This window comes from Streptomyces mirabilis (assembly GCF_039503195.1).
GTDB classification, from domain to species: domain Bacteria; phylum Actinomycetota; class Actinomycetes; order Streptomycetales; family Streptomycetaceae; genus Streptomyces; species Streptomyces mirabilis_D.
The window spans coordinates 7,352,488-7,366,771 of sequence record NZ_JBCJKP010000001.1 but is presented as its reverse complement, the minus strand read 5'-3'; the positions used below and the strand labels follow the sequence as shown (position 1 = coordinate 7,366,771).

The following is a 14,284-nucleotide window of genomic DNA, read 5'->3' as shown; positions in this document are numbered from 1 at the left end:
CCCCTCCGCATGACGCTCTGTCACGTCCTACGGTCGGGGAGCAGCCTGAGAGAAGTCTGTGAGGCGGCCGTACGCCTCGGAAGAAGTCTCTGAGAGACGTCTTCAATTGCAGACTTCAAGCAGTTTGGCTACTGGGCCGGTTCTGCTACTCGGCCGCCAGGCGGGCGATCGCCTCGTCCACGGTCAGTTCCTCGCGCTCGCCGGTGCGGCGATCCTTCAGCTCGAGGACACCTTCGGCCGAGCGACGCCCGGCCACCAGGATCTTCGGTACGCCGATGAGCTCGGCGTCCGTGAACTTCACGCCCGGGGAGACCCCGGCGCGGTCGTCCACGAGGACGCGTACGCCCGCCGCGCCGAGCTTCTCCGACACGTCGAGGGCCAGCTCGGTCTGCAGGGCCTTGCCGGCGGCGACGACGTGGACGTCGGCGGGAGCGATCTCCTTGGGCCAGCACAGCCCCTGCTCGTCGGCCGACTGCTCGGCGAGCGCCGCGACCGCGCGGGAGACACCGATGCCGTACGAGCCCATGGTCACGCGAACCGGCTTGCCCTGCTGGCCGAGGACGTCGAGCTGGAAGGTGTCGGCGTACTTGCGGCCGAGCTGGAAGATGTGGCCGATCTCGATGGCGCGGTCCAGCTTGAGGCCGGTGCCGCACTTGGGGCACGGGTCGCCCTCTTCCACCACGACGACGTCCAGGTAGTCGTCGACTTCGAAGTCGCGGCCGGCGACGACGTTCTTCGCGTGCGTGTTGACCTTGTTGGCGCCGGTGATCCAGGCGGTGCCGGGGGCCACCCGCGGGTCGGCGATGTAGCGGACCTTCTCCAGGCCCTGCGGGCCGACGTAGCCGCGGACGAGGTCGCCGCGGCCCTCGAAGTCCTCGGCGGTGACGAGTTCGACGACGGCGGGGGCGAGGTGCTCGCCCAGCTTGCCGAGGTCGACCTCGCGGTTGCCGGGGACGCCTACGGCCACGATCTCGCCGTCGACCTTGACCAGGAGGTTCTTGAGGGTGGCGGAGGCGGGGACACCGAGGTGCTCGGCGAGCGTCTCGATGGTGGGGGTGTCGGGGGTGTCCAGCTCCTCGACCGGGCCGACGCCGGAACCGTCCACCGGCTTCAGGGCGAAGGTGACGGCCTCCGTGTTGGCCGCGTAGTCGCAGGACGGGCAGTCCACGAAGGTGTCCTCACCGGCCGCGGCGGGGGCGAGGAACTCCTCCGACGCCGAGCCGCCCATGGCGCCCGAGACGGCCGACACGATGCGGTAGTCCAGGCCCAGGCGGGCGAAGATCTTCTGGTAGGCGGCGCGGTGCAGCGCGTACGACTGCGCGAGGCCCTCGTCCGTCGTGTCGAAGGAGTACGAGTCCTTCATCTGGAACTCGCGGCCGCGCAGCACGCCGGAGCGCGGGCGGGCCTCGTCGCGGTACTTCGTCTGGATCTGGTACAGCATGACCGGCAGGTCCTTGTAGGACGCGACCTGGTCCTTCACGACGAGCGTGAAGATCTCCTCGTGGGTCGGGCCGAGCAGGTACTCGCCGCCCTTGCGGTCCTTCAGGCGGAAGAGGAGGTCGCCGTACTCCTCCCAGCGGGCCGAGGCCTCGTAGGGCTCCTTGGGCAGCAGGGCCGGCAGGAGGACCTCCTGCGCCCCGATGGCGTCCATCTCCTCGCGTACGACGCGGGAGATGTTGTCGAGGACCTTCTTGCCGAGCGGCAGCCAGGTCCAGATGCCGGCGGAGTTGCGGCGCACGTAGCCGGCGCGGACGAGCAGCTTGTGGCTGAGCGTCTCGGCGTCCGCCGGGTCGTCACGCAGTGTCTTGACCATCAAACGGGACATGCGCTGGACCTGGGCCATGGTTCTCGACTCCTGCTGCGTAAGGGTGATGGCTAGGAGGTTAGCCGGGCGGCCCATCCCGGTGGAAATCGGTTGGCGCCGTGCGCCGATCCGGAGGGCAGTCCCAGGCGCTCAGCGCCTGCGGAGGGGCAGCGGGGCGCCCATGACGGCGTACGGCTTGGGTGCGCTGGGGAAGAGAACCTGTCGCGCGAGGTCCTCGTACCCGAGCGAGCGGTAGAGGCCGCGGGCCGGGCTGTCGGTGTCGATGGCGGAGAGGATCGAGCGGGGTTCGGTGGCGCTGTCCGTGATGCCGGTGATCAGGGACCGGCCCACGCCGTGGTTCTGGTAGTGCGGGTGGACGTGGAGTTCGGTGATCACGAAGGAGTGGTCGAGCCAGGCGTCGCGTCCCTGGGCGCGCAGATACGGTTCCACGACGGTGGACCACCAGTGGGTGCGGTCGTTGGGCATGCCGTAGACGAAGCCGACGAGCCGTCCGTCGACCGTCGTCGCGCCGAGTGCGCGGGCTCCCGGGTAGGTGAGGTGACGCAGCACGATCTGCCGGCGTACGGCGATCTCGTCGGCGCCGAGCCCGAAGGCGAGGGCCTGCACGGCGAGCGCCTCGTCGACGCGCGCCGCGAGATCCAGCGGGCCGACGACCACGTCGTCGGGGTTGCGGGGGCCCTGACCGGGAAAGCGCAGCATGTCGGGGAGACTACCGGGGCGGTTCGCCGGATCGCGCCGGGACTACGGGAGGTTGTGTCGCGTGCGGCCGGGTCGGGGGCCGATCGGGAGTCGGCCTGGGGCCGGTCCGAGGTCGGTCGGTGGCCGGTCCGAGGTCGGTCGAGGAGTTCCCCGGGCCTCTGCGAGCGCTAGAACAGCACGCTCATGAACGCGCCGATCTCCTGGAAGCCGACACGGTGGTACGTCGCCCGGGCCGGGGTGTTGAAGTCGTTGACGTAGAGGCTGACGAGCGGGGCGATGTCGGCGAGGGCGTAGCGCATGACGGCCGCCATGCCCGGGGCCGCCAGCCCCTGTCCCCGGTACTCGGGGTCGACCCACACCCCCTGGATCTGGCAGGCCTGCCGGGTGGCGGCGCCGATCTCGGCCTTGAAGACGACCTTGCCGTTCTGGTCGAGACGGGCGAACGAACGGCCGGTGCCGACGAGTTCGGCCACCCGCGCCTGGTAGAGCAGGCCGCCGTCACCGGCGAGCGGTGAGACGCCCACTTCCTCGGTGAACATCGCCACACACGCCGGCATGATCGTTTCCATCTCGTCCTTGCGGATGCGGCGGACGTACGGATCCGGGGCGATGTCGGCGGGGAGGCGGTCGGTGACCATCAGGGGCTGGTGGGCACGGACCTCGCGGGCCGGGCCCCAGCTGGGTTCGAGCAGCCGCCACAGCTGGGCGGTGGCCTCGACGGGCCCGACGATCGAGGAGCAGCGGCGGCCGGCCCTTCGCGCCCGGTCCGCGAAGCCGCGGACGGCACGAGGGGTGGCGCAGATCGGGACCAGGTTGGCGCCCGCGTAGCAGAGGGACCGCAGCATGCCGTCCTCGTACCAGCCCCACATCTCGCCGCCGAGCCGCCAGGGGTCGAGGCCCGCGACCTGTACCCGGGACGCGACGAATGCGTTCGCGACCGGGTCGCGGTCGAGGACGGCGAGCGCGGCGTCCAGGTCACTCGGTTCGAGGACCCTGGTGGTGGTCTGGGTCAACACGTGCGGGGGCCTCACCATACGGTCTGCTGATCTCCGCACTGTACCTGGCGAGTTTGTGGCTCGCCGCCCCTTGTACCGGCCCGGGCTTCGGCCGCGGGCCGGCGGGAACGGCGCGCGCGGTTTCCCGCGCCCCCTGGACCGGGGCTCCGCCCCGGATACCCGTTCGTGCGGAGTCGTCCGTCCGCGGCTGGGTGGGGGCTGGGCGCGCAGTTCCCCTCGCCCCTTGGGACGGGGCTGCGCCCCGGATACGACGACGGCCCGGGATCGCTTGTCTGCGGGTGCGTGGGGGCTGGGCGCGCAGTTCCCCGCGCCCCTGAAAGCCCCCGGTCGCCCGGTGTTCGAGAGCGTGGGCCGCCCGCCATCCACCCCGGCCCGCGCCTTTCAGCCCGTCGGGCGCGTGAGGACGAGGTCGGGGCCGACGCCCCACCCGCCCCCGGTCCGCCCGCCCACTCGGGCCCGCGCCCGTATCACTCAGCCCGTCCGGCGTGTGAGGACGAGGCCGTTCAGGCCCATGCGGAGGTCCAGGGGGCGCAGCGCCCCCGGGCGGGGTCGAAGGGGCGGAGCCCCTGGGGATGATGCGGGTGCACCCTGCTCGGGCGAAGCCGAGAGCTGGTGGGAGGGTAGGGGCGGCGGGGGCGGGACACGGTGGTTCCGCCCGTGGATCAGCCTGCCACCGACACCGAAGGCTCGCCGGAGGCGATGCCGGCGGCCTCCATCTGCTCGGCGAGCTTCATCGCTTCCTCGATGAGCGTCTCGACGATCTTCGACTCGGGGACCGTCTTGATGACCTCGCCCTTGACGAAGATCTGCCCCTTGCCGTTGCCGGAGGCGACGCCGAGGTCGGCCTCGCGGGCCTCGCCCGGACCGTTCACGACGCAGCCCATGACGGCGACGCGGAGGGGGACCTCCATGCCGGTGAGACCGGCGGTGACCTCTTCCGCCAGCTTGTACACGTCGACCTGGGCGCGCCCGCAGGACGGGCAGGAGACGATCTCCAGGCCCCGCTGCTTGAGGTTCAGCGACTCCAGGATCTGGAGACCGACCTTGACCTCCTCGGCGGGCGGCGCCGACAGGGACACCCGGATCGTGTCGCCGATGCCCTCGGAGAGCAACGCTCCGAACGCCACCGCCGACTTGATCGTGCCCTGGAAGGCGGGGCCCGCCTCCGTCACACCGAGGTGCAGCGGATAGTCGCACGCCGCCGCCAGCTGGCGGTACGCGTTGACCATGACCACCGGGTCGTTGTGCTTGACCGAGATCTTGATGTCCCGGAAGTCGTGCTCCTCGAAGAGGGACGCCTCCCAGAGGGCGGACTCGACGAGCGCCTCGGGGGTCGCCTTGCCGTACTTCTGGAGGAGCCGCTTGTCGAGCGAGCCCGCGTTGACGCCGATCCGGATCGGGGTGCCGGTGTCCTTCGCGGCCCGCGCGATCTCCTTGACCTGGTCGTCGAACTGCTTGATGTTGCCGGGGTTCACACGGACGGCCGCGCAGCCCGCGTTGATCGCCGCGAAGACGTACTTCGGCTGGAAGTGGATGTCCGCGATGACCGGGATCTGGGACTTGCGGGCGATCGTGGCGAGCGCGTCGGCGTCGTCCTGGGTCGGGCAGGCCACCCGCACGATCTGGCAACCGGAGGCCGTCAGCTCGGCGATCTGCTGCAGCGTGGCGCCGATGTCCGACGTACGCGTGGTCGTCATCGACTGCACCGAGACGGGTGCGTCTCCACCCACGGCCACGGTTCCGACCTGGATCTGCCGGCTCTTCCGACGCTCGGCGAGCTTGGTCGGAACGGACGGCATGCCGAGAGAAATCGCAGTCATCTGCTGTGCAACCCCAAGTTGTGGATCAAGGTCCCGGAATCGTGGGCTCCAGGCTCCGAGATTACGGCACCGGCGCACGCCCGAGCACATCACGCCCCTAAACCCACCCAACGGATGGCGGCCGGACACCCAGGGTGCCCGGCCGCCACGAACGGTGTCCTGCCAAGAGACCGTCTAGGAGATTTTCACCGGGTTAACAACGTCCGCGATCAGGACGAGGATCGTGAAGCAGACGAAGATTCCGGCCACCACATAGGCCACCGGCATCAGCTTGGCCACGTCGAACGGGCCCGGGTCCGGCCGCCTCAGCACCTTCGCCGCGTTCCGCCGCAGCGACTCCCACAGCGCGCCCGCGATGTGACCGCCGTCGAGCGGGAGCAGCGGGAGCATGTTGAACAGGAACAGGGACAGGTTGAAGCCCGCGACCAGCAGCAGCATCATCGCGACCTGCTGCGATGCCGGGATGTCGAGGGTGAAGACATCACCGCCGATCCGGGCCGCGCCGACCACGCCCATCGGGGAGTCCGCCTTGCGCGGTCCGTCGCCGAAGGCCGCGTTCCACAGGTCAGGGATCTTGCCGGGCAGCGAGACCAGCGACTCGACGCCGTTCTGCATCATGTCGCCCATACGGTTCACGGACTGGCCGAACGACTGCTGGACGATGCCGGAGGCGGGCGTGAAGCCGAGGAAGCCGGCGTACACGTACTTGCCCTCGACATAGCCACCGTTGCCGTCGGTCTTGCTGACCTGGTTCTTGATCAGGTGAGCGGTCAGGTCGACCTTCTGGCCCCCCCGCTCAACGGTGAGCGTGACGTCCTTGCCGGGGTTGGAGCGGATGTCGGACTGCAGCGCCGCCCAGTCGTCGATCACCTTGCCGTTGAACGCGACGATCTTGTCGCCGCCCTTGAGCCCGGCGGCCTTGGCGGGTGCGGCCTGGTCGCTCGCCGCGCACTTCGACCGGTTCTCGCTCTGCTGGATGACACAGTCCGAGACCTTGCCGACCGTGGTGGTCTGGGTCTGCACCCCGAACGTCATCATCACGCCGAGGAAGATCGCGACGGCCAGGACGAGGTTCATGAACGGGCCCGCGAACATCACGATCACGCGCTTCCACGGCTTGCGCGTGTAGAAGAGGCGGGTCTCGTCGCCGGGCTGGAGCTCCTCGAAGGCGGCCGACCTGGCGTCCTCGATCATGCCCCGGAAGGGGGAGGTGGAGCGCGCCTCGATACGGCCGTCCGGGCCGGGCGGGAACATCCCGATCATGCGGATGTAGCCGCCGAGCGGAACCGCCTTCACCCCGTACTCGGTGTCGCCCTTCTTCCGTGACCAGATGGTCGGCCCGAAGCCGACCATGTACTGCGGCACCCGGATGCCGAAGAGCTTGGCCGTCGACAGATGTCCCAGCTCGTGCCAGGCGATCGAGATGAGCAGGCCGACCGCGAAGACGACTATGCCGAGGATCATCATCAGGGTCGTCATGCACGAGCCTCCGCGGTTGTCGTCTGTGCCATTGGCGCTGTCGGTGCCGTCTGTGCGGTCAGTTCACGGGCCCGGGCGCGCGCCCAGGTCTCCGCTTCGAGGACGTCCGCCACGGTCAGGGAAGTTCCCGTTCCGGGTGTGCCGTGTTCCTCGACCACCCGGGTGACGGTCTCCATGATCCCGTTGAACGGCAGGGCGCCGTTCAGGAACGCGTCCACGCACTCCTCGTTGGCGGCATTGAACACCGCCGGGGCCGTACCCGCGAGCTGCCCCACGTGCCGGGCGAGCCCGACGGAGGGGAACGCGTCGTTGTCGAGCGGGAAGAACTCCCAGCTCGACGCCTTGGTCCAGTCGAAGGCGGGCGCCGCGTCCGGGACGCGTTCGGGCCAGCCGAGACCGATGGCGATCGGTCCCCGCATGTCGGGGGGCGTCGCCTGGGCCAGTGTCGATCCGTCTGTGTACTCAACCATCGAGTGGACATACGACTGCGGGTGCACGACCACCTCAATGCGATCGAAGGGAATGTCGTAGAGGAGGTGCGCCTCGATGACTTCCAGCCCCTTGTTGACCAAGGTCGCGGAGTTGATGGTGATCACCGGGCCCATGGCCCACGTGGGGTGCGCGAGCGCCTCGGCGGGAGTGACGTTCGCCAGCTCCGCCTTCGTACGCCCCCGGAAGGGTCCGCCGGAGGCGGTCACGACCAGTTTGCGCACATCGGCGCGCGTGCCGGCCGCCAGTGCCTGGAAGAGCGCCGCGTGCTCGGAGTCGACCGGGATGATCTGGCCGGGCTTGGCCAGCGCCTTCACCAGCGGGCCGCCGACGATGAGCGATTCCTTGTTGGCGAGCGCGAGGGTGCGGCCCGCTTCCAGGGCGGCGAGGGTGGGGGCGAGGCCGATGGAGCCGGTGATGCCGTTGAGGACGGTGTGGCAGTCGGAGGCGGCGAGCTGGGTGGCGGCATCCGCGCCGGCCACGATCTCGGGAAGGGTCTCGCCGGATGCGTACTCGGCCGTGAGCGCCTCCCGCAGTGCCGGTACGACGTCCTCGCGCGCGACCGCGACCGTGCGTACGCGCAGCCGGTGGGCCTGCTCCGCGAGCAGTGCGACCCTGCCGCCGGCCGCGGAGAGCGCGGTGACCCGGAACCGGTCGGGGTTGCGCAGCACGAGGTCGATGGCCTGGGTGCCGATCGAGCCGGTGGAGCCGAGGATCACGACGTCCCGGACTCCGTCCACGGGGTCGAAGACGAGATGCGGATCAGCGAGGGGGGCTGGACTGTCGCTCATCCCCCCATTGTGGCCGCTGCGCGACCCGCGCAGGACAGGGCTCCCCACTTCTCCTCCCTTCTCCTCTCTTCTGGCCCCATTAGCACCTCGACGTACCGGAGGAAGTGAAATCACCCTTTGTGAAACCAACGTGAAGATCACGTGATAGCACTTCATGCACGTCGTCACTCTCACTGGCCGGTGGACGACCGGCCGGGGGGCGACACCCTGGGGGGGTTCTCATGCGGATACGCGCTGCCCTGCCCGCGCTCGCGGGCGCCGTGGCACTGACGGGCACGTTCCTTCTCGGCACTCCGGCACAGGCGGCCGGCGGTGTGACCATCTACCACGTCTGGTTCGACAGCCCCGGTTCGGACAACCGCTCCAACGCGAGCCTCAACGCCGAGTGGGTACAGATAAAGAACACCAGTTCGACAGCGATCTCGCTCAAGGGCTGGATCCTGAAGGACGTCTCGAACCACAGGTACACCTTCCCGAACGTGAAGATCGCGGCGCACAAGACCATGAAGGTGCACACGGGCAGCGGCAGGGACACCGCGGGGGACACGTACCAGAATCGCCGCGCGTACGTCTGGAACAACACCAGCGACACCGCCACGCTCACCAAGGCGAACGGCGGCAAGGTCGACGCGTGCTCGTGGACGACGCGGGACCCCAGCGACAAGTACTGCTAGCCCCTGCCTCCGCGCCGGCCCCCGCGCCCTCACCGCTTGCGGCGGCGCCGCGCCTTGGACCTGCCGGGGCGCGCGCCGCCGCGTGAGGGCGCGGGGACCGGCGCGGAGGCAGTCGCGGGCGCGTCGGCGTCCGCCGGGGCGAAGTCGCCCTCGAGCACGCCCTCCGCCGTGTCCATGGTGGGAGCCGTGAAGTGCAGGTCCTCGACCCGGTCGCGGCGTTCGAGGGCCCCGGGCGCACCGCCGGAGGCGTCCAGGTTGAAGACGTAGCCGACGGACTCCTCCTTGATGGCGTCGGTCATCGCGCCGTACATGTCGAAGCCCTCACGCTCGTACTCGACGATGGGTTCCCGGCCGAGCGTCCAGCGCAGACCGATGCCGTCGCGGAGGTAGTCCATCTCGTAGAGGTGTTCGCGCCATTTGCGGTCGAGGACGTTGAGGACGACCAGGCGTTCGAGGTCGCGCAGGGCCTCGGTGCCGAGTTCGGCCTCGCGGTCCTCGTAGCGGTCGTGGATGTCCCGGGTCACGGCCTCGACCAGGTCCTCGGCGGTGAGGTTCGCGCGGTCGCCGGCCGCCTCCTCCAGGCCCTCGATCGTGACCCGCACCGGATAGAGCTGTGCGAAGGCGCCCCAGAGCCGCTCCAGATCCCATTCCTCGGGGAAGCCCTCGCCGGTCTCCTGTCCGATGTACGCCCGCACGGTGTCGTCCATGAAGTGCAGGAGCTGTTCGCGCAGGTCCTCCCCCGCCAGGACGCGGCGGCGCTCGGCGTAGATGAGGGTGCGCTGCCGGTTGAGCACCTCGTCGAACTTCAGGACGTCCTTGCGGGACTCGAAGTGCTGCTGCTCGACCTGGGCCTGGGCGGAGGCGATGGCGCGGGTGACCATCTTGTTCTCGATGGGGATGTCGTCGGGGACGTTCGCCATGGCCATCACGCGGTCCACGACCTGGGCGCGGAACAGGCGCATCAGGTCGTCCTCCAGGGAGAGGTAGAAGCGGGAGGCCCCGTTGTCGCCCTGACGCCCCGAACGGCCGCGCAGCTGGTTGTCGATACGGCGGGACTCGTGGCGCTCGGTGCCCAGCACATAGAGCCCGCCGAGTTCCTTGACCTCCTCGTACGCCGCCCCGACCGCGGCGGTGACGCGCTCACGCACCTCGCGGCAGGCGTCGGGGTGCTCCTCCTCGGTGAGTTCGCTCTTCTCCAGCTCGGCGGCTATGAGGGACTCGGGATTGCCGCCGAGCATGATGTCGGTGCCGCGGCCCGCCATGTTGGTGGCCACGGTGACGGCGCCCTTGCGGCCCGCCTGGGCCACGATCTGGGCCTCGCGCTGGTGGTTCTTGGCGTTGAGCACCTCGTGCCGGATACCGCGTTTCCTGAGCAGCCCGGAGAGCAGTTCGGACTTCTCCACCGACGTGGTGCCGACGAGGATCGGCTGCCCCTGGGCGTGCCGCTCGGCGATGTCCTCCACGATCGCGGCGTACTTGGCGTCCGCGGTGCGGTAGATCTGGTCGGGGTCGTCGGCGCGCCTCGGGGGCCGGTTGGTCGGGATCGGCACGACCTGGAGTTGGTAGATCTGGTGGAACTCGGCCGCCTCCGTCATCGCCGTGCCGGTCATGCCGGCGAGCTTCTCGTAGAGGCGGAAGAAGTTCTGCAGGGTGATCGTGGCGAGGGTCTGGTTCTCGTCCTTGATCGTCACTCCTTCCTTCGCCTCGATCGCCTGGTGCAGCCCCTCGTTGTAGCGGCGGCCCGCGAGGATGCGGCCGGTGTGCTCGTCGACGATCAGCACCTCGCCGTCCACGACCACGTAGTCCTTGTCCTTCTTGAAGTGCTCCTTGGCCTTCAGGGCGTTGTTGAGGTGTCCGATGAGGGAGGTGTGGTCGGACTCGTACAGGCTCTCGATGCCGAGCTGGTCCTGAAGGTACTCGACGCCCCGGTCCAGGATCGCTACGGTGCGCTTCTTGGGGTCGTACTCGTAGTCGTACGTGGCCCGCAGCGCCGCCAGTTCCTCCTTCTCGGCCGGCCGGGTGAAGAGCTCCTCCTGGACGCGGACACCCTTCATCCGTCGTACGATCCCCGCGAACGCCTCGTACCACTGGGTGGGCTGGTCGGCGGGACCGGAGATGATCAGCGGGGTGCGGGCCTCGTCGATGAGGATGGAGTCGGCCTCGTCGACGATCGCGAAGTGGTGGCCGCGCTGCACGAGTTCGTCCCTCGACCAGGCCATGTTGTCGCGCAGGTAGTCGAAGCCGAACTCGGTGTTGGTGCCGTAGGTGATGTCGCAGGCGTACTGGGCGCGGCGTACGGCGGGCGTCGACTCGGACTTGATGACACCGACGGTCAGGCCCAGGAAGCGGTAGGCGCGGCCCATCCACTCGGCGTCCCGCTCGGCGAGGTAGTCGTTGACCGTGACGAGGTGGACTCCCTTGCCTGCCAGCGCGTTCAGATAGACGGGGAGGGTGGCGACGAGGGTCTTGCCCTCCCCCGTCTGCATCTCCGCGATGTTGCCGAGGTGCAGCGCCGCGCCGCCCATCACCTGGACGTCGAAGTGACGCATGCCCAGGGTCCGCCGGGCCGCCTCGCGCATCGTGGCGAAGGCCTCCGGCAGCAGGTCGTCCAGGCTCTCGCCGTCGGCGTGGCGCTGTTTGAACTCCGGGGTGAGGGACCGGAGTGCCTCGTCGGACAGGGCCCTGAACTCCTCGTCCAGGGAGTTGACCTGATCGACGACGCGCTGGAGCCTGCGCAGCACCCGGCCCTCGCCGGCCCGCATGATCCTGCCGGTGATGACGTCCAGACCTTTGCCCGGCATAGGAATTCCCCCAGAACTAGACGGCCTCCGCGAGCAGCCGAATCCAGTGGTTGGCTCGTTGCAGAATGTGGACGCCCTGCTGATTCGCTTTGATCACCTCGCGCAGGACGGGATCGTCGACCACATCGAGCGCGCTCTTGAAGAGTTGTTGGATGACGGGCCGTTCCCCCGGCCGTCCGGCGTCCAGCAGACCGTCGACGTCACGGAGGTCGATGCGCCGGATCCGTACGGCGTCGAAGGAGGGCACCGGAGGGCGCGGCTCCGTGTCGACCAGGGCGAGCGCGCAGTCGTTGAGGAGAACCGCGAGGGCGTCGCGGTGCGCCTCGAAGGTCTCGGGCGCGACTTCGCGCAGCTTCTGCGCCAGCGGCCGCACCTCTTTGCGGACGGTCCGCAGAGCCCGTACGAGATCCGGTTCGTCGAGCTGGAGCCGGGCCTCGGCGCGGGCGCGCGTCAACTGCACGGAAAGGCCTTGACCGTGTTCTTCCCCGATTCCTTGGCGCATCTGCCGTCCCCGTTCGCCATTCTCCTCATTGTTGACGCACATATTCGGTGCGGCAAGCGGCGGAATGGCGAACCGGGACGGCAGTGAATTCCTGGGGAAAAGGTCAGCGAATGGGGCGGTGGACGTTTTCCTTCCGGCTCGGGCCGGGCGTCGCGTCGGCGATCCAGGGGCCATCCCCGGACGGGTCGATCACGCCCTGCTCCAGCCACTCGTACGTGCCCGCCAGTACGCCCTTGACGACCTTGCGGTCGAGGTCGTCGGTGTTGCTCCACAGGCGGCCGAAGAGTTCGTCGACGCGGATGCGGGACTGGCGGCAGAAGGCGTCGGCGAGCTGGTAGGCCTCGCGGCCGTGCTGCCCGGTGAGACGCAGGTGTTCGGCGCGCACACAGGCCGCGCTCATCGCGAAGAGCTCGGCGCCGATGTCCACGATCCGGCCCAGGAAGCCCTGCTTGGTCTCCATCCGGCCCTGCCAGCGGGACATGGCGTAGAAGGTGGAGCGGGCGAGCTTGCGGGCGTTGCGCTCGACGTAGCGCAGGTGCGGGGAGAGATCCACGTGCCGGTTGAACTCGCCGTACGAGCGCGGGAGCTGCCCCGGGCCCGCGACCAGTTTCGGCAGCCACTTCGCGTAGAAGACACCCGCGTTCGCGCCTGCCTTCGCCTTGTCCGAGAGGGACTTGTCGGGGTCGATGAGGTCACCGGCCACGGAGAGGTGGGCGTCCACGGCCTCACGGGCGATCAGCAGGTGCATGATCTCCGTCGAGCCCTCGAAGATGCGGTTGATCCGCAGGTCGCGCAGGATCTGCTCGGCGGGCACCGCCCGCTCGCCGCGGGCGGCGAGCGACGCGGCGGTCTCGAAGCCGCGGCCACCGCGGATCTGGACGAGTTCGTCGGCCATCAGGCAGGCCATCTCGGAGCCGTACAGCTTGGCGAGGGCGGCCTCGATGCGGATGTCGTTGCGGTTCTCGTCGGCCATCTGCGACGACAGGTCGACGACGGCCTCCAGCGCGAACGTCGTCGCCGCGATGAAGGAGATCTTCGCGCCGACGGCCTCGTGCAGGGCGACCGGCTTGCCCCACTGCTCGCGGGCCGCCGACCATTCGCGGGCGATCTTCAGACACCACTTGCCCGCGCCGACGCACATGGCGGGCAGCGAGAGGCGGCCGGTGTTGAGGGTGGTGAGGGCGATCTTCAGGCCCGCGCCCTCCGGACCGATCCGGTTCGCCGCGGGGACCCGGACCTGGTGGAAGCGTGTGACGCCGTTCTCCAGGCCGCGCAGCCCCATGAAGGCGTTGCGGTTCTCGACGGTGATGCCCTCGGAGCCGGCCTCCACCACGAACGCCGTGATGCCGCCCTTGTGGCCCTCGGACTTCGGGACGCGCGCCATGACGACGAGCAGATCGGCGACGACTCCGTTGGTCGTCCAGAGCTTCACCCCGTCGAGGACGTAGTCGTCGCCGTCCGGGACGGCGGTCGTGGCGAGCCGCGCCGGGTCGGAACCCACGTCCGGCTCGGTGAGGAGGAAGGCCGAGATGTCGGTGCGGGCGCAGCGCGGCAGGAAGACGTCCTTCTGCTCCTGGGTGCCGAAGAGCTTCAGCGGCTGCGGTACGCCGATCGACTGGTGCGCGGACAGCAGGGCGCCGATCGCCGGGTTCGCGGAGCCGACGAGGGCGAGCGCCTTGTTGTAGTACACCTGGGTGAGGCCGAGGCCTCCGTACTTGGTGTCGATCTTCATGCCGAGGGCGCCGATGTCCTTGAGGCCGTCGATGACCTCGTCGGGGATCTGTGCCTCGCGCTCGATCCGGGCCGAGTCGATCTTCGTCTCGCAGAAGTCGCGCAGCTTGGCGAGGAACTCCTCGCCGCGCTGTACGTCGTCCTCGGCGGGCATGGGGTGCGGGTGGATCAGGTCGAGGCGGAAGCGGCCGAGGAACAGTTCCTTGGCGAAGCTGGGCTTGCGCCAGTCCTGTTCGCGGGCCGCCTCCGCGACCTGTCGTGCCTCACGTTCAGTGACGGTGGGCTGGTGGGGTGTTGCGGACATGAGGCTCACCTCGCCGCGCATAGGGATCTTGGGGACCTTCGTTACCGATCGGTGCTACTCGATCGTATTTACCCGAATACGGGTGACCCCACCAGTCCTCGCGCGCATTCGCGTGAACGCGTACCCCATGGGTTTGAGCCGATGCCGGCCGAT

General features: G+C 69.3%; 10 protein-coding genes. 1 reads left to right on the top strand and 9 read right to left on the bottom strand.

What is annotated here, in order from left to right; genetic code table 11:
* Window positions 1–145: 145 nt before the first annotated feature.
* From AAFF41_RS33860 to dxr, 6 genes are all read right to left on the bottom strand, one after another.
* Window positions 146–1,843, bottom strand: a complete 1,698-nt coding sequence (locus tag AAFF41_RS33860; RefSeq protein ID WP_168511704.1) for a proline--tRNA ligase — start codon at window positions 1,841–1,843, stop codon at window positions 146–148.
* 111 nt (window positions 1,844–1,954) lie between these two features.
* Window positions 1,955–2,524, bottom strand: coding sequence for a GNAT family N-acetyltransferase (locus AAFF41_RS33855; protein WP_075031289.1), 570 nt, complete (start codon window positions 2,522–2,524; stop codon window positions 1,955–1,957).
* Window positions 2,525–2,691: 167 nt separating this feature from the next.
* Window positions 2,692–3,540, bottom strand: coding sequence for a GNAT family N-acetyltransferase (locus AAFF41_RS33850; RefSeq protein ID WP_319747331.1), 849 nt, complete (start codon window positions 3,538–3,540; stop codon window positions 2,692–2,694).
* Window positions 3,541–4,202: 662 nt separating this feature from the next.
* The gene (gene ispG / locus AAFF41_RS33845) at window positions 4,203–5,360 is read right to left on the bottom strand and encodes a flavodoxin-dependent (E)-4-hydroxy-3-methylbut-2-enyl-diphosphate synthase (RefSeq protein WP_319747329.1); all 1,158 of its coding nucleotides are present in this window, start codon (window positions 5,358–5,360) and stop codon (window positions 4,203–4,205) included.
* 174 nt (window positions 5,361–5,534) lie between these two features.
* Complete coding sequence (locus AAFF41_RS33840; RefSeq protein ID WP_054235298.1) at window positions 5,535–6,839, bottom strand: M50 family metallopeptidase; 1,305 nt, start codon at window positions 6,837–6,839, stop codon at window positions 5,535–5,537.
* Complete coding sequence (gene dxr / locus AAFF41_RS33835) at window positions 6,836–8,119, bottom strand: 1-deoxy-D-xylulose-5-phosphate reductoisomerase (protein WP_319747327.1); 1,284 nt, start codon at window positions 8,117–8,119, stop codon at window positions 6,836–6,838. The genes AAFF41_RS33840 and dxr overlap by 4 nt, the downstream gene beginning before the upstream one ends.
* Before the next feature lie 221 nt (window positions 8,120–8,340).
* Here dxr and AAFF41_RS33830 point away from each other — a divergent pair, with 221 nt between their 5' ends.
* Window positions 8,341–8,793 (top strand): lamin tail domain-containing protein, encoded by a 453-nt coding sequence (locus AAFF41_RS33830; RefSeq protein ID WP_343325128.1) that lies wholly within the window; start codon window positions 8,341–8,343, stop codon window positions 8,791–8,793.
* 29 nt (window positions 8,794–8,822) lie between these two features.
* Here the strand turns inward: AAFF41_RS33830 and secA are convergent, their stop codons facing one another.
* From secA to AAFF41_RS33815, 3 genes are all read right to left on the bottom strand, one after another.
* Entirely contained in the window at window positions 8,823–11,594 is a 2,772-nt protein-coding gene (gene secA, locus AAFF41_RS33825) for a preprotein translocase subunit SecA (protein WP_319747323.1), read from the bottom strand.
* 16 nt (window positions 11,595–11,610) lie between these two features.
* Window positions 11,611–12,054, bottom strand: coding sequence for a hypothetical protein (locus AAFF41_RS33820; RefSeq protein ID WP_343325127.1), 444 nt, complete (start codon window positions 12,052–12,054; stop codon window positions 11,611–11,613).
* A 145-nt stretch (window positions 12,055–12,199) separates the two neighbouring features.
* Window positions 12,200–14,131 carry an acyl-CoA dehydrogenase family protein gene (locus tag AAFF41_RS33815; RefSeq protein ID WP_319747319.1) on the bottom strand — a complete coding sequence of 644 codons (1,932 nt, stop codon included), beginning with the start codon at window positions 14,129–14,131 and terminating at the stop codon, window positions 12,200–12,202.
* Window positions 14,132–14,284 lie beyond the last annotated feature (153 nt).

Excerpts from the sequence above, each read along its gene's own strand:
- AAFF41_RS33860 (WP_168511704.1), bottom strand. The coding sequence starts at position 1,843 with ATGGCCCAGGTCCAGCGCATGTCCCGTTTGATGGTCAAGACACTGCGT.
- AAFF41_RS33855 (WP_075031289.1), bottom strand. The coding sequence starts at position 2,524 with ATGCTGCGCTTTCCCGGTCAGGGCCCCCGCAACCCCGACGACGTGGTC.
- ispG (WP_319747329.1), bottom strand. The coding sequence starts at position 5,360 with ATGACTGCGATTTCTCTCGGCATGCCGTCCGTTCCGACCAAGCTCGCC.
- AAFF41_RS33840 (WP_054235298.1), bottom strand. The coding sequence starts at position 6,839 with ATGACGACCCTGATGATGATCCTCGGCATAGTCGTCTTCGCGGTCGGC.
- dxr (WP_319747327.1), bottom strand. The coding sequence starts at position 8,119 with ATGAGCGACAGTCCAGCCCCCCTCGCTGATCCGCATCTCGTCTTCGAC.
- AAFF41_RS33830 (WP_343325128.1), top strand. The coding sequence starts at position 8,341 with ATGCGGATACGCGCTGCCCTGCCCGCGCTCGCGGGCGCCGTGGCACTG.
- secA (WP_319747323.1), bottom strand. The coding sequence starts at position 11,594 with ATGCCGGGCAAAGGTCTGGACGTCATCACCGGCAGGATCATGCGGGCC.
- AAFF41_RS33815 (WP_319747319.1), bottom strand. The coding sequence starts at position 14,131 with ATGTCCGCAACACCCCACCAGCCCACCGTCACTGAACGTGAGGCACGA.